General features: G+C 29.0%; 23 protein-coding genes. 5 read left to right on the top strand and 18 right to left on the bottom strand.

Going from position 1 to position 21,738, the window contains the following annotated elements; translation table 11 throughout:
- The coding region (locus K0040_RS21000; RefSeq protein WP_331476270.1) for an IS3 family transposase at nt 1–85 on the top strand (85 nt) is incomplete at its 5' end.
- Nucleotides 86–149: 64 nt separating this feature from the next.
- On the opposite strand, the gene K0040_RS04400 is transcribed toward K0040_RS21000, so the two are convergent.
- Nucleotides 150–1,118 (bottom strand): magnesium transporter CorA family protein, encoded by a 969-nt coding sequence (locus K0040_RS04400; RefSeq protein WP_228107733.1) that lies wholly within the window; start codon nt 1,116–1,118, stop codon nt 150–152.
- 284 nt (nt 1,119–1,402) lie between these two features.
- On the opposite strand from K0040_RS04400, the gene K0040_RS04395 reads away from it, so the two are divergent.
- Nucleotides 1,403–2,779, top strand: coding sequence for a peptide MFS transporter (locus K0040_RS04395; RefSeq protein WP_228107732.1), 1,377 nt, complete (start codon nt 1,403–1,405; stop codon nt 2,777–2,779).
- 125 nt (nt 2,780–2,904) lie between these two features.
- Here K0040_RS04395 and K0040_RS04390 read toward each other — a convergent pair whose 3' ends face one another.
- Nucleotides 2,905–3,450: an N-acetyltransferase gene (locus tag K0040_RS04390; protein WP_228107731.1), complete on the bottom strand. Its 546-nt coding sequence runs from the start codon at nt 3,448–3,450 to the stop codon at nt 2,905–2,907.
- 116 nt (nt 3,451–3,566) lie between these two features.
- A complete protein-coding gene (locus K0040_RS21255; protein ID WP_334302488.1) occupies nt 3,567–3,860 on the bottom strand; it encodes a LysR substrate-binding domain-containing protein in 294 nt (97 codons plus the stop codon).
- 275 nt (nt 3,861–4,135) lie between these two features.
- On the opposite strand from K0040_RS21255, the gene K0040_RS04380 reads away from it, so the two are divergent.
- Nucleotides 4,136–5,833: a hypothetical protein gene (locus K0040_RS04380; protein ID WP_228107730.1), complete on the top strand. Its 1,698-nt coding sequence runs from the start codon at nt 4,136–4,138 to the stop codon at nt 5,831–5,833.
- Nucleotides 5,834–6,106: 273 nt separating this feature from the next.
- Complete coding sequence (locus K0040_RS20660; RefSeq protein WP_265588802.1) at nt 6,107–6,988, top strand: collagen-like domain-containing protein; 882 nt, start codon at nt 6,107–6,109, stop codon at nt 6,986–6,988.
- Between the two features lie 341 nt (nt 6,989–7,329).
- Here K0040_RS20660 and K0040_RS04370 read toward each other — a convergent pair whose 3' ends face one another.
- Nucleotides 7,330–8,145: an alpha/beta hydrolase gene (locus tag K0040_RS04370; protein WP_228107729.1), complete on the bottom strand. Its 816-nt coding sequence runs from the start codon at nt 8,143–8,145 to the stop codon at nt 7,330–7,332.
- On the bottom strand, nt 8,142–8,291 hold the full coding sequence (locus K0040_RS04365; RefSeq protein WP_228107728.1) for a hypothetical protein: 150 nt from the start codon (nt 8,289–8,291) through the stop codon (nt 8,142–8,144). Before K0040_RS04365 ends, K0040_RS04370 begins: the two co-directional genes overlap by 4 nt.
- Nucleotides 8,292–8,786: 495 nt before the next feature.
- Between K0040_RS04365 and K0040_RS04360 the strand changes: the two genes are divergently transcribed.
- Nucleotides 8,787–9,449: a chloramphenicol acetyltransferase gene (locus K0040_RS04360; RefSeq protein WP_228107727.1), complete on the top strand. Its 663-nt coding sequence runs from the start codon at nt 8,787–8,789 to the stop codon at nt 9,447–9,449.
- 203 nt (nt 9,450–9,652) lie between these two features.
- Here K0040_RS04360 and K0040_RS04355 read toward each other — a convergent pair whose 3' ends face one another.
- The 13 genes from K0040_RS04355 to K0040_RS04295 form a co-directional block, all read right to left on the bottom strand.
- Entirely contained in the window at nt 9,653–10,417 is a 765-nt protein-coding gene (locus tag K0040_RS04355) for an IclR family transcriptional regulator (RefSeq protein ID WP_228107726.1), read from the bottom strand.
- A gap of 7 nt (nt 10,418–10,424) precedes the next feature.
- Nucleotides 10,425–11,249, bottom strand: a complete 825-nt coding sequence (gene panB / locus K0040_RS04350) for a 3-methyl-2-oxobutanoate hydroxymethyltransferase (protein WP_228107725.1) — start codon at nt 11,247–11,249, stop codon at nt 10,425–10,427.
- Between the two features lie 48 nt (nt 11,250–11,297).
- Nucleotides 11,298–12,803 carry a sodium/pantothenate symporter gene (panF, locus tag K0040_RS04345; RefSeq protein WP_228107724.1) on the bottom strand — a complete coding sequence of 502 codons (1,506 nt, stop codon included), beginning with the start codon at nt 12,801–12,803 and terminating at the stop codon, nt 11,298–11,300.
- Nucleotides 12,803–13,126, bottom strand: a complete 324-nt coding sequence (locus K0040_RS04340; RefSeq protein WP_228107723.1) for a YhdT family protein — start codon at nt 13,124–13,126, stop codon at nt 12,803–12,805. Before K0040_RS04340 ends, panF begins: the two co-directional genes overlap by 1 nt.
- Before the next feature lie 12 nt (nt 13,127–13,138).
- A complete protein-coding gene (locus K0040_RS04335; protein WP_228107722.1) occupies nt 13,139–14,389 on the bottom strand; it encodes a M20 family metallopeptidase in 1,251 nt (416 codons plus the stop codon).
- Between the two features lie 12 nt (nt 14,390–14,401).
- Nucleotides 14,402–15,313 carry a ketopantoate reductase family protein gene (locus tag K0040_RS04330; RefSeq protein ID WP_228107721.1) on the bottom strand — a complete coding sequence of 304 codons (912 nt, stop codon included), beginning with the start codon at nt 15,311–15,313 and terminating at the stop codon, nt 14,402–14,404.
- Nucleotides 15,314–15,704: 391 nt separating this feature from the next.
- Nucleotides 15,705–16,730, bottom strand: a complete 1,026-nt coding sequence (locus tag K0040_RS04325; RefSeq protein WP_228107720.1) for a DmpA family aminopeptidase — start codon at nt 16,728–16,730, stop codon at nt 15,705–15,707.
- A 20-nt stretch (nt 16,731–16,750) separates the two neighbouring features.
- Entirely contained in the window at nt 16,751–17,464 is a 714-nt protein-coding gene (locus tag K0040_RS04320) for a DUF5131 family protein (RefSeq protein ID WP_228107719.1), read from the bottom strand.
- A 95-nt stretch (nt 17,465–17,559) separates the two neighbouring features.
- Nucleotides 17,560–18,402, bottom strand: coding sequence for a 4-hydroxy-3-methylbut-2-enyl diphosphate reductase (locus tag K0040_RS04315; protein ID WP_228107718.1), 843 nt, complete (start codon nt 18,400–18,402; stop codon nt 17,560–17,562).
- Between the two features lie 10 nt (nt 18,403–18,412).
- Nucleotides 18,413–19,009: a lysophospholipid acyltransferase family protein gene (locus K0040_RS04310; protein WP_228107717.1), complete on the bottom strand. Its 597-nt coding sequence runs from the start codon at nt 19,007–19,009 to the stop codon at nt 18,413–18,415.
- 7 nt (nt 19,010–19,016) lie between these two features.
- Nucleotides 19,017–19,664: a (d)CMP kinase gene (gene cmk / locus K0040_RS04305; protein WP_228107716.1), complete on the bottom strand. Its 648-nt coding sequence runs from the start codon at nt 19,662–19,664 to the stop codon at nt 19,017–19,019.
- 45 nt (nt 19,665–19,709) lie between these two features.
- Nucleotides 19,710–20,927, bottom strand: coding sequence for a BaiN/RdsA family NAD(P)/FAD-dependent oxidoreductase (locus K0040_RS04300; protein WP_228107715.1), 1,218 nt, complete (start codon nt 20,925–20,927; stop codon nt 19,710–19,712).
- Nucleotides 20,928–20,936: 9 nt separating this feature from the next.
- Complete coding sequence (locus K0040_RS04295; RefSeq protein ID WP_228107714.1) at nt 20,937–21,578, bottom strand: histidine phosphatase family protein; 642 nt, start codon at nt 21,576–21,578, stop codon at nt 20,937–20,939.
- Nucleotides 21,579–21,738 lie beyond the last annotated feature (160 nt).

Raw genomic sequence — 21,738 nt, 5'->3', positions numbered from 1 at the left:
TTATTACAATAATTATAGATGTCAATGGAATTTAAAAAAGCTGACTCCTAATAAGTATAGAAGTCAACTTTTAATGACGGCTTAGCCAGTCGTTTTTTCTAGTGTCCTTGACAAAGGGTCCATTTTAATTATTATGGTAACTTTTATTCTCATAGAAATTTTTTCCTTTTAAAAATAATAAAACTAATAATTATTATTAATATAATAATTAAGATTGTAATTTTATAACCATATGTATAAGTTAACTCAGGCATGTATTTGAAGTTCATACCATATATACCTGTAATTATACTTATGGGTACAGCTGTTCCTGTAAAAATAGTAAGCTTAGTTATTAGACTGTTCGTTTTCTCTGAAACTTTGGATGAATAGATATCTAAAAGTTTATCTGCTAGTTCTCTTGTGCTTAATGAAAAATTGTAAAGCTTATCTATGGATAAATCTAATCCTTGTAAAAGCTTCTCATATTCTTTTTCTAAGTATGAATTATCAGGATCTTCATCAGAGAAAAATTCCATACCATCTTTTAGTAAAGTGTCTATTATATAAGTTAAAGGCCTAATATTTTTTACACAGTTTCTACAAATACTTCTTATATGACTTATTTTACTAGATACATTCTCCCCTGTTTCATTTATAATATCATCTTCCAATTGTAAAATAATCTCTTCTACTTTTTCCAAATTTTCAAATTGGTTAGAAATTATAATTCTAAGTATACTAGAGTATATTATAAATAATGATAAAGTAAGGTTAGATTTATAGTAGAATGTTTCACACATTAATTGTTTTACTTCCTTATATATATCATTTTTCTTTCTAAGAACTATTAGTATGTATTTCTCTGATAAGAATATATTTATTTCTTCTAATAGAATATCCTCTTCGCATATTTGGAAATTAGCAAGAGTAAAGAAGATATATTCGTCATAAATATTAACTCTTACCTTATCATCAAAAGTAAGACAGTCTTTATAAGCTTCATCATTTAATTTTAAAGTGTCTTTAAAAAATTTTAACTCCCAAGGATTACATACGATAAAATGGTAATCTTTATTAAAACTGATTTCATCTATATTTTTTATTACTTGCTTTGTATTTAGGTTTAATATATGCATTTATATATTTCTCTCCTTAGTAAGATCTAAATTGTATCTATAAATAAATTATATTTATTGTTGTTTACTAAATTTACTTTCCTTAAGAAAAAAGTTTCTATAATGTTATTATGTAAACTTTTAATAAAAGTTAAAATTCCTATAACGTATACTATTTATTATAGTACTCTTTTCAATTTAAATATACATTATAACTAGTTCATTTTATTGGAAAGCAAACAATTATATTGTATAATATAACCATATTTCACAAACTTTGTGAAAGTAATGAATAAGGGGGAAATATGCAAATATCAACGAAATTAAAAATTAAATATCCTATGGGCTTTTATGTATGTACTTCAGCCTATGCATTAGAACGTATGGCATTTTACTCAGCCAAATGGCTAATTGCCATATTTATTGCTGCTGAAGTTATAAAAGGAGGTCTAGGACTCACACCTGCTGATGGTGCAAAAATGACTGCAAATCTAGTAGCTTTTACTTATTTGACTCCGATTTTAGGAGGCTTTATTGCAGATAGGTGGATAAATCCTAGACTATGTGTTATTCTAGGCGCCTTAATTATGGGTATTGGTTATGTGCTTGGATATCAAGCATCTGTAATGTCATCACCAAAACTTTTAAGTGGTATGATAGTGCTTGTATCTATTGGGACAGGTTTGTATAAAGGAAATATTGCTGGAATAAGTGGTAGATTATTTAAAGATAAAAGTCAGCTAGATTCCGCCTTTAGCATTCAATATTCTATAGCAAATATAGGTTCATTTCTTGGAACACTTGTAGTATCTTTTATAGCCTATAAAATAGGTTTTGGTAAAACATTCTTAGTATGTGCCCTATTTTTATTAGTTTCTGCTATATGGTTTTACTTTGGAGGTAAAGCCACATTTGGTGAAATAGGTAAAAAGCCATTTGAAGCAAATGAAAACAAAACTTATACTAAGAAGGTATCAAAAGATTATAGAAGGCCTCTTACATTAGATGATAAGAAAAAAGTTGGAGCTATAGTTCTTTTTAGTGTATTTTCTATAGTATTTTGGATTGTTTGGTATTTAACTTCTATGCCAGTACTATATCACTGGGGGCCGGATTTTGATTATGCTAATAAAGCTAATTGGGTAATAGGAAATTTTAGAGTTCCTTCTTCTTGGTTTGATTCCCTAAATTCACTTTGTTGTATAATTTTAGGACCAGTATTAGCAGCGGTTTGGTCTAGAAATGCTAAATCATCAAAAGGCGATATGAGCATTTTTAAAAAGACTGCTATGGGAATGATGTTATTAGGATTTGCATTCATTCTTATGTGTACAGCAGAAATATTAAGAGGAGATGGCCAAGCTAGCTTAATGTGGATAATTGTAGTAGGAATATTAATTTCTATTGGAGAGATGGTCTTTGCTCCACTAGGAAAATCCTTTATAAGTAAATTTTCTCCTCCTGGATTGCTTGGTCTTATGATGGGTGTATGGCCCTTGGCAAGATTCATAGCAGGAAAGACGTATGGATATTTATATGAAATGTTATCTGGCCATTTATTTGTTTATGCTTATGGTATTGTTGCTATAATAGTATTTTTATGTGGTACAACTATATGGTTACTAGATAAAAAAATATCTTTATTAGAAGATTGCAATAATGAAACTAAAGAAATAATATAAATTTATTGTATTGTTTTGAAAAAAACAAATAAAAGTGCCTATTTTTATCAGAAAGAACGAATGTTCGAAAGACTAAAAATAGGCACTTTTATATTTTAAATCCTATTATTTAAGATAAAATAATATTAAAACTTGTAAACTAATCTTTTACAAGCAGTATTTTTTACTCTTTTATCAAGTTTTAAATAATAATCTTCTTCAACAAATTTATTTCTAGACCAAAAATTTTTAGCAGCATTATTTTTAGGAGTAAGTAAGATAAATTCGAGATTTTCTATACTTTTTAATATTTCAATAAAATGAATTATTAATTTACTACCCACACCCTTACTAGTTGGATTTACAGAAAACCACTCTATTTTAGCATAAAGTAAATTACTATCATTATATTTATTTTGGATATATTCATCAAGATCCTTACTTTTTAAATGTTTAACTTCTGTATCATAATAGAAAGATTCTTTATCTGGGTAATATAATCTGAAATTTAAGCTTAAATCCATGCTCTTGCCGTAGTTATTTTTATTATAAATGCTATAATAGCCCTTCTCTTTTGAACCTATATATACAAAGCTTGGATCTAAATATATTATTTTTTTTACTAATTTATTTAGTTTTTCACAAATCTCTTTTATTGTTTCCTCCTCATTAACTTTAGTTTTACATGGCATATAATCACCTCAAATTTTATATTTACTAAAGTATTAAGATGAAATCATAATGTCTGTATCTGAATTTAGCTTATATTATATATTTCTACATAAGACCCTTTATTCCTATATTTAGGTTAATTATGTTTTAATTTTATATAAGATTTAACTAATTTATGATAATGATTATTATCCACATTAGCAATTCTAAGCTTCTTCTCTTCTATTTCTTTTTTTATTAATAATTTTGATATTATGACTATTCCCTTTCCATCTTTGGCTAAATTTTTTATAGCTTCTGTATTAGTGTAGCTCCATTTCTTATTTATCTTAATTTTGTTTTCTATAAGTAATTGCTCGAATTGATTTCTATTTGCACTACCTTCTTCTCTAGAAATTACGTCTTGGTTTTGTAATTCTGAAATTGATATACTTTGTCTATCCCAAAATTATAAGTATACTATAATTTTTCACATGCAAAAACTTGTATTGAAAATTTTTTATTTGTTAAATTTAATTATAAACTTATAATAAAATATCATATATTGTAGAAAATTGAAAATTATTGTTCGTTTTTAAAAATGATTAATTTTATTGTTGCAATTATGATTTTTTTCACTATAATTTATGTGTGCGCAATTAAATATTTTGGGGACAATATGATGTATGGAGGGGGAAATTAAAGATGCGTGAAAGGGGAAACTAAATGTTTAAAAAAAATAATAAAATAAAGATTTGCTTAAGCTTATTTTTAGTGATGGCCTTATTTTTCATTGCTTTTTCAGATGTAAATTCTGTTTCTTATGCTAAAAGAGCCACTACTTTAACTACAAGAAAATATTCTGGATTTGTTAAGAAATCTGGTAAAATCTATTACTATAGTCCTAAAACAGGTAAAAAGTTAACAGGATTTAGAACAATAGAAGGGAAAAAATATTATTTCTCAACATCATCAGGCCAGGCATTAACAGGATTTAGAACAATAAAAGGTAAAAAATATTATTTCTCAAAATCATCAGGTGAAGCATTAACAGGGATTAGAACAATAAAAGGTAAAAAATATTATTTCTCAACATCATCAGGCCAGTCACTAACAGGATTTAGAACAATAAAAGGTAAAAAGTATTACTTTTCAACATCATCAGGTGAAGCATTAACAGGGCTTAGAACAATAAAAGGTAAAAAATATTACTTTTCAAAATCATCAGGTGAAGCATTAACAGGATTTAGAACAATAAAAGGTAAAAAGTATTACTTTTCAACATCATCAGGTGAAGCATTAACAGGGCTTAGAACAATAAAAGGTAAAAAGTATTACTTTTCAACATCATCAGGTGAAGCATTAACAGGGCTTAGAACAATAAAAGGTAAAATATATTGTTTCTCAAAATCATCAGGTGAAGCATTAATAGGTATTCAAAGAATAGAAGGGAAAATATATTGTTTCTCAAAATCATCATATCAAGCACTAACAGGGCTTAGGACAATAGAAGGGAAAAAATATTATTTCTCAAAATCATCAGGTGAGGCATTAACGGGACTTAGAACAATAGAAGGTAAAAAATATTATTTCTCAAAATCATCAGGTGAGGCATTAAAAGGACTTAGAACAATAGAAGGAGAAAAATATTATTTCTCAACATCATCAGGTGAGGCATTAAAAGGACTTAGAACAATAAAAGGGAAAAAATATTATTTTGATACATCTACTTGCAAAGCTATTAATGGATTTAAGAAAATAGATGGCAATACTTATTATTTTAGTGATAAAGATTTTAATGCTTTAAGTGGTCTTCAATCATTTGATAAAGAATTATATTACTTTGATGAAAGTACTTTTGCAATGACTATTAATAAAACAATAACTTATTGCAATATTAATTTTACTTTTGGTAGTAATGGAGTTTCAAATAATATGGAAATAAAGTCTGGTTTTGAAAATGATAAAAGAACAAATTTATTATATAATGGATTTTCTAAGTTAGGCTTTCCTTATGGACCTACTGCAGATGGTTTGTTAAGATGCAATACTTTTGCAGCGTATTGCTATAATTCTATAGGATACACAGGATTAAATAATATAAGATCTAATAGTCAAGCTAAATATGTACTTGAACAAGGTGGAGAGATAACACCTAGTGAGCTTAAGCCAGGAGATTTAATCTTTTTTAATATTGAAAATAGTCCATATTGTGATAACAATGGTGATTACGATACTTGTAGTAGAAAAGAAGTTATTAATAATATAGAATACCACGTACATCATGTTTCTATATACCTTGGTAAAGGAAAAACCATTGATACTTCATCTAGCACAGGTTATGTTAAGGTAAGAGACTTCAATATGGATACTACTAGCACTACTTATTATCCTGTACTTTATGGAAGTTTATTGGATAAATAATTAATAAATGAAAATATAACTTTATAGTAGAAATTTATTAAAGCATGGATATAAGAATTAATTATCCATTCTTTAATTACATACTTATGAAATAAAAAACTTCTATGGTTTGGGATATAAATTACTCCTTTAAGTATACATTCATTTCAAATAGACAAAACGCCATGTAGACTACTTTCTCTAAGTATTTATGATAAACATTTTATTACTTTTATCATATAAATATAATACGTAGAAATTCTACTAAATATTATCAACATGGAGTGTACTATTATGGACAAAAATTGTGTAAATAAGTGTAATTCTTGCAACATGTCTTCATGTCAGGAGCTAAAAGCAGATAAAGCTTGTAAAAATAAAAAAGTTTACTGCTCTGGTAAAATGGAATCTACATCTTGCCCTATGTTTGTTGTTCCTGTAAATTGTGGAGATTTTCAAATTTTTAATATTTTAAAATGTTCAATTGGCAAAATTGTGGGGTTAAAGTTAGAAGGTAGTGACTGTATATTAAGATTAAAAGTTTGTCAGGTTAATCAGTGTGCAGTTATGGGTAAAACATGCTCTGGTAAAGGTCCTATCTATATTAAATTGAGTTCTATTCAATATGTAGATTTAGGTAAAGAAGTTTATGTTAATCCGCTATGCAGTTTTTCTAGTGGTGTAGGAGCTCAAGGAGAAACTGGCCCAGCAGGCCCAATGGGACCGATGGGACCAATGGGTCCAAAAGGATCAAAGGGAGACATGGGTGTACAAGGTCCAAAAGGACCAAAAGGTGATAAAGGAGATATGGGATCACAAGGAAAGACTGGTCCAGCAGGCCCAATGGGACCAATGGGTCCACAGGGACCAAAAGGAGAAATGGGTCCAGCAGGCCCAGCAGGTTCACAGGGACCAAAAGGAGAAATGGGAGCAGCAGGCCCAGCGGGAGCAGCAGGTCTACAGGGACCAAAAGGAGAAATGGGTCCAGCAGGCCTAGCAGGTTCACAGGGACCAAAAGGTGATACAGGTTCACAGGGACCAAAAGGTGATACAGGTCCACAGGGACCAAAAGGTGATATAGGTCCACAAGGCCCAGCTGGTATTCCAGGTACTGTAGTTCCTACTCCGATACCTGAATACGAATATAAGAAGAAAAAATATCAAAATAGAAAATAGTTTTATTATTAAATTTGAACTTTACTTTTTTATTTTTTAGATGTAGATAATCTAGTTTATAAGTAAATTATCTACATCTTTTTATTTTTTTCAATTTAATATTATTTGTAGAATTGTTTATTTTGGGTTTGGATCTTTAAAAGAGCTAAAAACACCAAATAGAATAATTATTTGGTATATATTTGATTAGCAATCTTTATGCTTACATGGTCTATGGTATCCGCAGTTCCAATTGTCTTCATACTCTTCCAGATGATTAACATCTTAATACAATTCGATATTTATTGATAAATTTTTTACTTATTTTTAAATTTTATTAGATTCACTAAACAATATTTAGTTTATTGTTTTGCAAAATAATTTTTTGTTGCATATTCAAAAACTCTAAGCATATCATTCATAGTTAACTTTCCTTTATTTGATTTAGGACAAACTGTATCAAACCCATGATAACAACCTTTGTAAACTGAAAAATATGTTTTTACTCCAGCTAAGCTAAGATTTTTAATGTACTCTACAGTTTCATCATAAAAAGGCTCTATTTCTCCCACAAATGAAAAGGTAGGAGGAAGATTAGAGTAATCAACTTCTCTAGCAGGAGCTGCATACTTCGGAACATTGTTACTTTCAAATAAATCATCTAAATATAACCTCCATGCCAAAGAGTTATTTATAGAATCCCATACAGGAGCATTATTATTTATAGATGAGTATGTATTCATTCTGTCATCTAACATTGGGTATAATGGCATCTGGAAAGCAATATTAACTTCTTTAGTATCTCTTGCATAAAGACTTATGGCAGCAGTAATTCCTCCACCACAACTTTCTCCTCCAACGAATAGTTGATCATCTCTAATTCCTAACTTACTTGCATTAGCTTTCATCCAACAAAGAATATCATAACAGTCAGTAAAGGCCGCTGGGTACGGTCTTACTATTGAATGAGTATAGTCAGGGGCAACTATTACACAATTTGCAACAGAAGTGAAGTTTTCAAAATAATACATATTTTGTTCTGGAATACACATGGCATACCCTCCACCATGTATCCACAAAAGACCTGTTGCATTTGGTTTGAAATCAATTGGTTTGTATATGCACACCCTGATTACTCCACCATCTTTCTTAGTAATATATCTTTCCTCACAAATCATTTTTTGCTATTCTTACCCTTATGTAATCTTTCTACTATTTTGTTATTTTTTTGAAAATCTTTAGGACTATTATAACGAACAAATTTACTCATGAGTTTACCTTTTAAACGAAGCTGTTTATCTATCATATCTGGTGTGACTCTCATTATGAACTCCTCCTTTATGAATAATAAAAACTTTTGTAAATTTATTTTTAATATTTATTTGGTTTTATCTATTGTATGGTAAAATATGATTTATCATACTATATTGTATGGTAAAAAGAAATTTCAAGGGCGTATCTTTTTTGATACGCCCTTTTCAGTTCCTTGTTTATTTATATTTTTTTAGGTTGGCGTAAATTATATGCTTAGTTTACTAAATAATTCCCAATCTATTTTTTATTTCAGGTAAATATTTATAAATCATACATCTACCTTCTTGGTCTAAAAAACTACAGTTTTTATTTTTATCCTGCATTTTTAAATATGGTAGTAACGTTTTATTATACTAAAAATATTATTACAATTTAACATATTTATTTATACATAGAAACAAAATTTACTTTTAGTAGAGTTAAACTCTACGGAGGATAGATTACAAAGTTAAGAATTTTATAATATACTTGTTTTATAAATCAGATTAAGAAAGAAGGGATGCAAATGTTAAATGAGAATTTTCATAAAATAGATTTAAAAAAGTGGAATAGATCTCAATATTTTTATTATTTTACAAAAATGTTACCAACTGGATACAGTATCAGTGTAAATATTGATATTACCAATGCCTATAATATGGTAAAAGCTAAACAGAAAAAATTTTTTCCAGCTTATTTATACGTTGCTTCAAAGGTAATAAGTGAATTGAAGGAATTTAGAGTTGCCTATTTAGATGGTGAACTAGGTTATTACGAAGTTTTACATCCGTCTTATGCAATTTTACATAAAGATGATAACACTATGTCAAATATGTGGACAGAATATGATGATGATTTTGATATTTTCTATAAGAATTATATGGATGACCAAAATAAATATGGTGATAATCATGGACCTATGGCTAAAACTGAAATGGCTCCACAAAATAACTTTATGATAGGCATGTTACCATGGATAGAATTTTCTAGCTATACTCCTGTGCCATTTGCAACTATGACTACCTATTCTCCTATTATGCAAGGTGGGAAGTTTTTTGAAGAAGGTAATAAAAAAATGATGCCTTTTTCTATTACAGTTCATCATGCTGTGGCAGATGGATATCATGTAGGATTATTTTTAGAGAAATTCCAAGAATATATGAATTCACCTGAAAGTTGGATGAAATAAATAATTTAGTTAATACATAAAAAGAGAATCCTCTTATTGGATTCTCTAAATCAAGTTCTTGAATATTGTAATCATATTTGGCATATTTATTTGTAGTCAATTAGATACTTCTTTTGATTTTTTAGTTCATTAGTTAGTCAAGTATTGATTAAATCATATATTTGATGATAAGTAAGTATATAAGAAAACTTCTTTAGAGTTTATTAAATAGAATAACGATTTAACATATCTTCTTCTATTTTTTTTGCATAAAATTTTAATAAAGTTATAAAGTTTTGCTTTTTATCTTCATCTAATCTTATAGTTGGAATAGCTATACTTATACTTGCTATAGCTATACCTTCTCCATTTTTTATAGGAACAGAAATGCAAGATAAATATTCTATATACTCTTCATCATCAAAGGCATAGCCATTTTCTTTAATAGATTCTAGTTCTTTTATAAGATCCTTCTTGTTAGATATTGTTTTATTTGTGAATTTTTCGAATTTTATTGTATTAAGATTCATGCTGTTACTAAAGGCTAACATAGATTTACCTAATGAACTACAGTAAACTGGTACCTTTTTCCCTATCTCTAAATCAATTCTTAATGGTTCTTTAGTCATAATTTTATCTAAATATATGATATCATCGCCTATTATTACACCTAAATTTACTGTTTCATTACATTCTTCATATAGTTTTTGCAAATAAGGTTTTGCAATATTTTTTATTGGCATCTTATTTGTTACGCTATTTCCAAGTTCAAAGATTTTAATCGTTGCAAAGTACGTATTATCTTCTTTGTTTTGATCAATATAATTCATATCTTTAAATGTAGATAATAGTCTGTGTATAGTACTTTTACCTAATTTTGTTATATCATTGATTTCAGATATACTCATTTTTTCATTTTTTACTACTAATTCTAATACATTGAATGCTTTTATTAAAGATTTTATTAAATATCTATTTTCCTCTTCCATTATCCCTTTATTCTAACCCTTCTATTTTTATATTAAAACTATATTCTGATGATGGGAATGAACCCCTACTTACCTCACCACTGAATTCATTGTATACTTTTATCATTATGTCTCTTATATTTGAGTATTTCTTTACGAATTTAGGTGTAAACTTGTCATACATACCCATCATATCTTGAGTTACTAATACTTGAGCTTCCACATCTGGTCCTGCTCCAATTCCAATTATAGGTATATCTACAGACTCCGACATCACTTTAGCAACTTGTGAAGGAACACATTCTACTACTGCTGCAAATGCCCCTGCTTTAGAAACTGCCGTTATATCTTCTATTAATTTATTTGCAGTTTTTAAATCCTTACCTTGAACTTTAAACCCGCCTAATTGTGCTGTTGTTTGAGGTGTTAAACCTAAATGAGCCATAACTGGTATACCCGCTCTTACTATGGCTGCTATAGTATCTGCAAATTCTACACCACCTTCCAACTTAACACAGTCACAACCTGTTTCCTTTATTATTCTATTTGCATTCTCTATAGATTTTTCTATAGTCACATTATATGATCCAAAAGGCATATCTCCAACTATAAATGTATTTGGAGCTCCTTTTACAACAGGTTTTATGTGATGAATCATTTCTTCCATTGTAACACCTGTAGTACTATCGTATCCCATTATTACCATACCTAGAGAATCTCCTACTAGAATTAGCTCTACATCTGACGCATTAACTATAGATGCACTTGTATAATCGTATGCTGTCACCATAGTGAATTTTTTGCCTTCTTGTTTCATTTGCTTTAAATCTAAAACACTTACTTTCTTTTTCATATAAATAGCCCCCAAAATAGTTATAGTCTATCATTATTTAAAAATTATTTATTTAGAATATACTCCCCAAAATAGTTCTATTGTCTCCTTAGTTGGTGACTTGGTTGATTTTGAAACTATTATGAATAAAACTAGTGAAATAATTAAAGGTAATACAATAGTATGCATTCCTAAAGGTCTAGGCCATATATAACTAAATAATACATAAGTTCCTATACCTGATATAATTGCTGCTAAAGCGCCTTGTGCATTTGCTCTTTTCCAATATAGTCCCAATATAATTGGCCATAAAAAAGTAGATATTATCCCAGCATTAGCATATAAGTTTAGCCAGACTATTAACTCTGGAGGATTATAAGATACTATAAATATAATTATACCTAATATACTTGTTGCTAGTATACTTATTTTCCCAACAATTTTAGAACTTGACTTAATCTTAGGATTTATATAATTAGTATATATATCATTCACTATAGCTCCAGAAGCTACAAGTAGCTGAGAATCTACTGTTGACATTATTGATGCTAATGGTCCTGCTAATAATAATCCTGCTACTACAGATGGGAATAATTCAGTTGTTAATGTTGGTACTACTAAATCTCCTGATTCAATACCTGTAACTAAAGTACTTCCAAAAGCTCCAACTAAATGCATTCCTAATAGTAATATAACTGATACTATTGTTCCATATTTAATACCTTTATGAAGGCTGTCCGTATCTTTATAACTCATAGCTCTTTGGGATACAGAAGGTATACCTATAACGGCGAATCCAACTAAAATCCAAAAAGATGTTACCCATGCCATAGTCATCATTCCATCTGTTACACCAAAAGGTGTGATAAGACCTTCATTTATACCCCTCATATTTGTAACTATAGTTTCTACTCCTCCACCAGCTACTACTGTTCCTACAAAAATAGCAATTGTTGCAATTGTCATTATTACACCTTGTACTGTATCTGATAAAGTAACAGCTCTAAATCCTCCAATTACCGTATGAACTATAACAGTTATACCAAACGCAGCTAATGCTACTTTATATGGAAGACCTACGGATCCCTGTAATAATCTAGCTGCTCCTACCCATTGAGCTGACATTGCAGCTATAAAAAACACTATTATAGATAATGATGTTAATATAACCACTACATCTGATTTATATCTTTCTCTTAAAAAGTCTGTTATTGTAACAGCTTTTATTTTTCTTGAAACTATGGCAAATTTCTTACCTAATACTGCTAAAGTAAAGTATCCTGTGGGCATCTGGGCCATTGCCAAGAATACCCATGCTAGTCCTTGAGTGTAAGCTGTTCCAGGACCACCTATGAAACTCCCCGCACTTAAATAAGTAGTTACTAATGTCATAGCTAAAACAAATCCACCAAGCCCTCTTCCGCCTGTCATATATTCATCCATGAATTCGCTACCTTCACCATTGCTATTTCTAGCTTTGTTAACGAATTTCATAGAATAAAAACCTACGCCAAATACCACAGCAAAATATAATAATATAGGAATCAATACTCCATAATCAACCGACGAATTCATTATTTATACTCCTTTCTATATTGTTCTACTTCATCTTCAGATAAGGCTTCCAGAGACATATTCTTAAAAAACTTATTTATCATAATTACTGTAATAATGGAAAATAATATACTTCCTACTATACAACTCATAAAGAACCACATTGGAAATCCTAGCACATAGGTATATTCAGAAATAGGTTGTGAACCTAAACCATATCCCCATGCAAACCACCATATTAAGTTAACGATACCAATACAAAAAACCATTATGGCTTCTTTATTGCACTGTTTAAACCTTGGGTCTTCAATTAAAATATCTTTTTCCCATTTATTATCATCCATTTTTTATCCTCCTTAATATTCTTCATTTAAATAATATAGAGCTGTAAGGATATATATTTTTGAAGTTTCAATAATATCCTCTAATTCGCACCATTCATCGACTTGGTGAGGAACTTCTCTATCACCTGCACCTGTTACTATTACGGGTATTCCTTTTTGACATTGTATAAAAGTACCGTCTGTAGCTCCTGGAACTCCATTATATATAGGTTCTGCCTTCATTACATTTCTATAAGCTTTTGCTATAGATTTTACTACTGGTTCATCTCTTGAGGTTTCTGTCCATGGTCTGTCGTCTAATACCTCAATAGTTGCAGTAAACTTATCATCTCCTTCTCTAAATTGCGAAGAGAAGTCGTCTAGTATTCCTTGTATTTGTCTTTTTATTCCTTCATGTTCTTGGCCTGGAACAGTTCTTATATCTAGTGTTACATATGCATCTGATGGAATAACGTTTATTTGAGATACTCCATTTATTGGAGTTTGAATCATAGTTGGTGTTATACTTGGATACCCAAGATATTCATGTCTTCCCAATCTATATTTTTCAAAAGTCTCTAACCTTCTAAGCTCACATATTACTTTACCTACAGCCCAATTAGGACAGTTTCCTGAAAGTGGCATACACCCATGTGCCATTTTCCCATAGAAATTTATTTTTATTCTTAAAGCACCTTTTTGAAATATACATAAATTTTTTTCTTCGGGCTCACATATGACAGCTGCATTTACATTGTCCGCCCATCCATTTTTTATGAAGCTTTTTATTCCTAACATTAAACCTTCTTCATCACATGGTATACACAGTAATATATTTCCTTTAAATTTCTCATTAGAATCCTTTATAGCTTTTGCTGCATATATTGCAGCTGCAAGATTTTGCTTTGTGTCACAAGCGCCTCTACCATAAATTCTTTCTTTACCATTTACTTTTACTATCTCTCCACCAAATGGATTATAAGTCCATTGACTAAAATCACCTGCTGAAACAACATCCGTATGACCTTCAAACAAAATAGTTTTGCCTTCTTCATCTCCCCTTAAAAAAGCAATTACATTAGGTCTATTTTTTACTGCCTCTTCCATATAAACCTCAAAGCCTTCTTTTTGTAAAAAGTCAAATACATATTGTGCCGCATTTGTTTCATTAGCATTTGTATCTTCAGGATCATACACACTATTTATCTGAATCAACTCCTGAGTAAATTTTATTAGACCTTCTGAGTCTAATTTTTCCATTACTTTTTCGTATTGATTATTCATATTTAATCCTCCTTATTTACAATACCTAATTGATTTTACAAGCATTACTACTGTTTCATTTATTGGAGTAGATATACCTAACCTGCTCCCCTCTTTTACCACAGCCCCGTTTATTTTACTTATTTCAGTCTCTCTTTCATTTAAAACATCTTGTAACATTGAAGATTTATTATTGTAAGTATTCTTAGCTACATCTTTGACTTTCTCAAAGGTACTTTCCTTTTCAAAGTTTAGTCCTAGTGCTCTAGCTACATCTACGCCTTCATATACTAGATTTCTCATTAAATTAAGCGTATAACTAGATTCTAATAATTTCCCATTTTCTATTCTTAAAAGTGCTGTAATTGGATTTATTGCCACATTTACGATTAATTTTGACCATATAAGTTCTAATATATTATCACTTATATCTGTTTCAATATCGCATTCTCTCATGATTTGTTTTATTTTCTCTGCTTTATGAAGTGAATTTTTATCAAGTGATCCAACATATGTTATTCCTGATCCAGCATGTTTGATTTTTCCCGGTCCTAATAAAGTTGCTCCATTTGAAGTAGTCCCTACAATTATATTTTCTTTTTTTACTACTGTCACTATTTCCTCAGCATTACCATAGCCGTTCTGTAATGATAGTACTATGGTTTCATCACCAATGATATCTTTGTTATCTTGAATAACTTTTAGTGTATGTATTGATTTCACAAACACTATTACTAAATCTAATTTTGGTAATAAATTTGCATCAATTGTAGCTTTAGGATAAAATTTAATCTCATCGTCTTTATTAACTATTTTTAATCCATTAATATTTATGGTATCTACATGTTTTTTCCATATATCTATTAAATATACATCATTATTTCGCGATAATAATCCACCATATAGACTTCCCATAGCCCCTGCACCTAAAATTCCAATATTCATTCATATATCCCCTTATAAAAAATGTATTATCAATGTATCATTCCACAATGAGAAATGATGTTTCACATTAATATACTCTCATTATAATAATTAAATTAATATAAAAGAACATTTTATGAAAAGTATACAATATATTATTTATACATATAATTAAATTTAAATATTTTAATACAAATATAAAGACTATATAGGATTATTATTTGTATCCAATATAGTCTTCTTATATTTTAATAGAACTTATATTTCCTATTCATCTCCTACAAACTGTAAACGTAAAGATAGTGTTTTAATAAAGTTATGCCCCTCTAAGAGGAATCTTTTATTTTTATCGTAAAATTCGATTCCTAGCCAGTTTTTTATATTTATTTTAAATCATCTTTTGGACAACTCGCTATTTCATATACTCATTTATACTTTTTCTAATATGACCATCCCTACCCACAACTGTAATTGCATGTAACATAGAACTTATAATCGACTCTTCAACAGACTCAACAACTGCTCTAAATACCTTATCTATTTCATCATCATGAATCATATTAAAAGATAAGATATCACTATTTTTATAATGAGGCACTTTATTAGCAGTAGTAAAAGCAAGAACAATATCTCCACTTCCATTGCCTAAATAGGACCCAGTTCTAGCAAGAGACACACTTGCTCTCTTGGCTACTCTTTTTAACTGTCTTTCACTAAGAGGAATATCCGTAGCAATGATAATTATTATAGAGCCCTTTTCTTTTTCATAATTGTCCATAGTATTTATATTTTCACCGATGTTTTTATTATCCAATATTAAATCGCCTTTTAGACCTAAATTTGTAAGAACTAAGCTACCTACTGTGTATTCTTTATAATCTAGGTCAACAACTCTTGAAGATGACCCTATTCCCCCTTTTAATTCATAGCAACTCATGCCCATGCCAGCTCCAATGCATCCCTCTTTAAAATCTACAGATGCATTTTCTATAGCTTCTTTAACATGCTCTTCTTTAATATGTAGGCCTCTAATATCATTTAAATACCCATCATTACACTCCATAACCACGGGATTTACTGTTCCTGTAGTTACACCAATATCTTCATTACTTTTTAACATATATTTAATCAGTGCTGTAGTGCATGTTCCCACACTTAGTGTGTTTGTAAGTATTATTGGTGTTTCTAAAGTTCCAAGTTCGTCTATTTGAATAAGTCCAACACTTTTGCCAAATCCATTTATAACATAACTTGCTGCCATTACCTTTTCTTTAAATATATTGTTTTCATGTGGTAGTAAGGCAGTGACACCTGTTTTTATATTTTTAGAATTTAATGTTACATGTCCTACCTTAATACCTTTTACATCTGTAATTAGATTTTTATTACCTTTTTTGATTTTTTCTATTTTTATATTGCTATTTATATCTATCCCCATGAAACCCTCCCTTAATTTCTTTATTTCTTTTTATAATTTATATTTGCTAACTTTGCTTGTTTGCATAAATCTTTAACTTGAAGTTTGTACATCTTCTCATCTTTTATAAAGTATGTTCCACATTGTCTAAACTCAAAATTAACATTTGCTTTTATGCATTGATTTCTAATATTAAGTACCCAGTCATAATTTAGTGGCCTTGCATTATAATCTGATTCGCCACCTACTACAACAAGTTCAATATCATTCAAATATTTTTGTATATCTATATTTTCAAGTAAAGGTTGAGCTGTAATACATTTATGCTCTATGGGTAAATCTTTAAAAATAGGTAATTTATAATCAGCATTTTTCTGATTTTCTATGGTACAACATACAATCACATTATCATAACCATCATTCCAGTCCTTTGGAATACAATTTTTAAACCTGTCTATTCTTTTTGTTAAAAACAAGAATTTTAAATCATTTCTTTCTTTTATCATTTTCCAACATTCATCTCTCCATGAATCAGCTTCTTCAATTAAAAAATCAGAAGAAAAGCATAGATATACAGTACCTGATTTTATTTTATAACTTCCATTTTTATATTTTTCTATAGGTTTGTAAAAATCATTAGTTTTGATTATTTCATTAGTATTTATACTTTTTTTATAATCTCCTTTATGAATATAACAATATTTACAGCCATCGCTACATTTTTTACAACCACGCCAAGAATTCCACATAGCCATATAAATTTCCTCCATAAAAATACTTGTTTATATTCATTATAATATGAAAAATCCACTAATTTATTAAAACTAATAAATTAGTGGATTTATTTATACTATATTTCTTTTAAATATCCTATTACTTCTTCTATTATCCAATCAGGTGTGGAAGCTCCTGCAGTTACACCTGCAACTTTAAATTTTTCTAACTTACTTTTTTCCAATTCTCCTTTAGTTTCAATGGAAAAAGTAGGTACTATGTTCTTACATATATTCACTAGTTTTTGAGTGTTAGAACTATGTTTTCCACCAATAACTATCATACAATCAACTTCTTTTGCTAAATCAGTAGCTGACAGTTGTCTTTCTTTTGTAGCAAAGCAAATTGTATTGTTAACAGTTAAGTCTTTTATTTTACTTTTCAACTTAGAAACAATTTTATCAAAAGATTCTAAGTTAGCAGTTGTTTGGCTAACTACACAGTATAGATCATTATCATTAAATGTTATATTATCAATTTCTTCTTCTCTATTTATTATTATTGCTTCGTTATCACACCAACCGTTAATTCCTATTATTTCAGGATGAGTGGAATTACCAACTATTATAATTTTATAACCTTTATTAGAAAACTCATTAACAATGTCGTGTATTTTTTTTACAAATGGACAAGTTGTATCTACTATATCCATGTTTTTTGATTCAGACTCTGTGTATATTTTTTTTCCAACACCATGAGATCTTATTATTAATTTACTATCACTAGGGATTTTATCTAATGAATCCATCTCCATTAGTCCCTTTTCTTTATATTTATCTACGGCTTGTTTATTATGAATAAGGGGACCTAGAGAGTATACATTATCACTAGTTTTGTTTTCTAGTTCATCCCAAGCCATGTTCATAGCTCTTTTAACACCAAAACAAAATCCCGCATTTTCTGCTATTCTAACCTCCATAACAAATCTCCTATCTTTTATAATAATTATCTTTAATTACTTCAAGTACATCTCCAGATAATCTTTCGTAATCTTCTGCACTTAGCTTTTGCTTATAATATTCTTCAAATGAAATTGGTTTATCAATGTAGATTGTTACTTTATTAAATATCTTATAATTTGATATTATTGATATAGGAACTACATTAGCTTTTCCTTTAACAGCAAATAAAGCTAAACCAGCTTTGGCATCACCAAATCCATTTCCTTTTATTCTAGTTCCTTCTGGAAATATGCCAACAGCATAACCTTCTTTTAGTTTTTTTAGAATGGTCTTTATTGTAGAGATACCAGGATTTTCTCTATCTATGGGTATAACATTTAAATTACTCAATATTTTACCTAATATTTTATTTTCGAATAATTCCTTTTTTCCTATAGGTGCAACTGTTCTGTTTTTCACAGCAGCTGCTATAAAAATAGGATCTAAATTAGATTTGTGATTAGCTGCAATTATCAAATTTCCTTCGTCAGGAATATTTTGTGCACCTATTACCTCATATTTATAAAATACTTTACTATATAAAGTAAATAAACTTAAAACAAATTTATAAAAACTCAAATGCATCTCTCCCTTATTTAATTTTATTTAAAACTGATTCAACCACATCGTCTATGCTTTTACCAGTAGTGTCTATTTCTATGGCATCTTCTGCTTTAACTAGAGGAGCAAACTCTCTAGAAGAATCTATCTCGTCTCTTTTAATTATATCAGCTATTACATCTTGAAGCTTAACTTCAACACCTTTTGTTACTAATTCTTTGTATCTTCTAGCTCCTCTTTCTTCAGGTGTAGCTATAAGGAAGAATTTGTAATCAGCATTTGGAAAAACATATGAACCTATATCTCTTCCATCTAGTATTACAGAGTTTCTTGTACCGATTTCTCTTTGTACATCCACCATTAAGTATCTAACTTCTTTTATTTTTGCAACGTTAGAAACGTTATTAGTTACTTCTATGGTTCTTATTTCTTCATTTACTACTTTACCATCTAAGTAGATGTTATTCTCTTTAAAGTCTATTACTGTTTTTTTTGCTAATTTTATTACTTCATCTTCATTTTCTATATTTACTTTATTTTGTAAACATTTTAAAGTTACAGCTCTATACATAGCACCTGTATCTATGTAGTTTATGTTTAACTTGTCTGCTATTATTTTTGCTATTGTACTTTTTCCAGCTCCTGCTGGTCCATCTATTGCTATTACTAAATTATTCATATTATTTCTCCTATTTTGTTCTTATTTAAAGTATTTTAGCTTAAGCTATAAACTTATACCTGCTAAATAACCTGTTGAGAAAGCTATTTGAAGATTATATCCTCCAGTTTCTGCATCTACATCTATTACTTCTCCTGTAAAATATAAGCCTTCTATTAATTTAGACTCCATTGAAGAAGAGTTAATTTCTTTAACTGATATGCCACCACTTGTTACCATTGAAACTTGTATTCCTAAAGTTGAATTCGTAGTTAGCTTCATGTTTTTTATATAATCAATAATTTTATTTTCATTTTCTTTAGTTAATTCATTAGGTTTTGTTTCAGTAAGATTTAATAAATCTAAAATCTCTTTTAAAAAGTTAAATGGTAATATGGACTTTAAGTTGTTTGCAATATTTTTATTAGGATTTTCTCTTATAATTTTGCTTATTTCTTCTCTAGTTACATCTGGTAAAACGTCAACGTTTAATTCTATAGGTTCATTTTCTAAGTTTTTATTAATATAAGATGATATGATAAGTACTACTGGTCCTGTTATACCAAAATGAGCAAAGAGCATGTCTCCTCTTTTACATATTTTTTTCTTTTTAATTTTGCATGATATTTCTATATCTTTTAAAGATATACCTTGTAATCTTCTTGTCCAATCTTCTTTAATTTTTAAAGGAGATAAAGCAGGATAAGTATTAGTTACAGTATGACCATGTTTTAATAATATTTTATGCATTGTGCCATCAGATCCAGTTTTAGAATAACTTTTTCCACCTGTTGATATTATTACTTTGTCTCCAAGGACTTTAGTATTATTATCTAAAACAACACCTTCTATTTTGTTGTTTCCGTTTATAATTAAATCTACTACTTTGCTATTATAAAGCAATTTTATATTATTTTCTATTAGTAGGTCTTTAAATTTATTGATAAGCTCAGTTGCCTTATCACTTTTTGTATAAACTTTATAATCATTATGTTCTTCTACTTTGTATTCAAGGTTACTTTCGTCTAAGAAGCTTAATAAGTCTTCATTGGTAAATGAATAAAAGGCACTGTATAAGAATTTTTTATTAGTTACAACTTTATCAAAAAAGTCTTCAATGTATCTTTTATTTGTAATATTACATCTTCCACCACCAGTAAGCTTAAGCTTCTTTCCTAGTTCCTCATTTCTCTCTATTAAGGTAACTTCATGAGAGTTTTTAGAAGCTATAAGTGCTGCCATCATTCCTGATGGACCTCCACCTACTACTATTACTTTTGACATTATATTCTCCTATTCTAATGCACTATTTTCTAGTTTATGATTAGTTTTAATATGGCTTGTATCGTTCATTTTTATAACAACTGGTCCATAATCTCTAAACTCAATAACATTTAGTGCAGTATTTCCTTGATTAATTCTATAGATATTTTCCATTCCTGAATTTAAAACAGAAAGAAGTATTACTCTTGCTGTTACAGAATGAGTTACAAGTACAATATGTTTTCCATCGTATTTTTCATTTAACTCATCTAAAAATTTATCTGTTCTTTCTTTTATAATCTGAAGAGTTTCTCCCCCAGGTATTTGTGCAAGGTGAGGCTCATTTCTCCAAGTATGATATATGTCCTTATATTCTTCTTGAATTTCTTTTATTAAAAGACCTTCCCATGCTCCAAAGCCCATTTCTCTAAGGCCTGAAGTTTTAATCACATCTAAATCAAATTTATTACTTATTATTTGTGCAGTTTCTACTGCTCTACCAAGATCGCTTGAATATATGTAGTCAATAGGATATTTAATCATGCTGTCAGCTAGTTCTTTAGCCTGATTAACACCTTTTTCAGTTAAGTTTGAATTACCATGACCTTGAGTTTTTCCTTTTATATTCCACTCTGTTTGGCCATGTCTAACTAAATATATAGTATTCGTCATTTTTGTCCTCCTCATTGAAGTAAGATTAATTTATTCATTCTAAATTTTTATTATATCATAAATATACAGTAAATACATAAAAATTCCCTTAGCTTATGTGTATAATGAAAAGGGTTAAAACACTTTTATTAGTATTTTAACCCTTTTTATATTATTTAAA

The organism is Terrisporobacter petrolearius, assembly GCF_020748185.1.
In the GTDB taxonomy this organism is placed as follows: Bacteria; Bacillota; Clostridia; order Peptostreptococcales; family Peptostreptococcaceae; genus Terrisporobacter; species Terrisporobacter petrolearius.
Note: the sequence above shows the minus strand (reverse complement) of the source record. Positions and strands in the feature narration are given on the sequence as shown.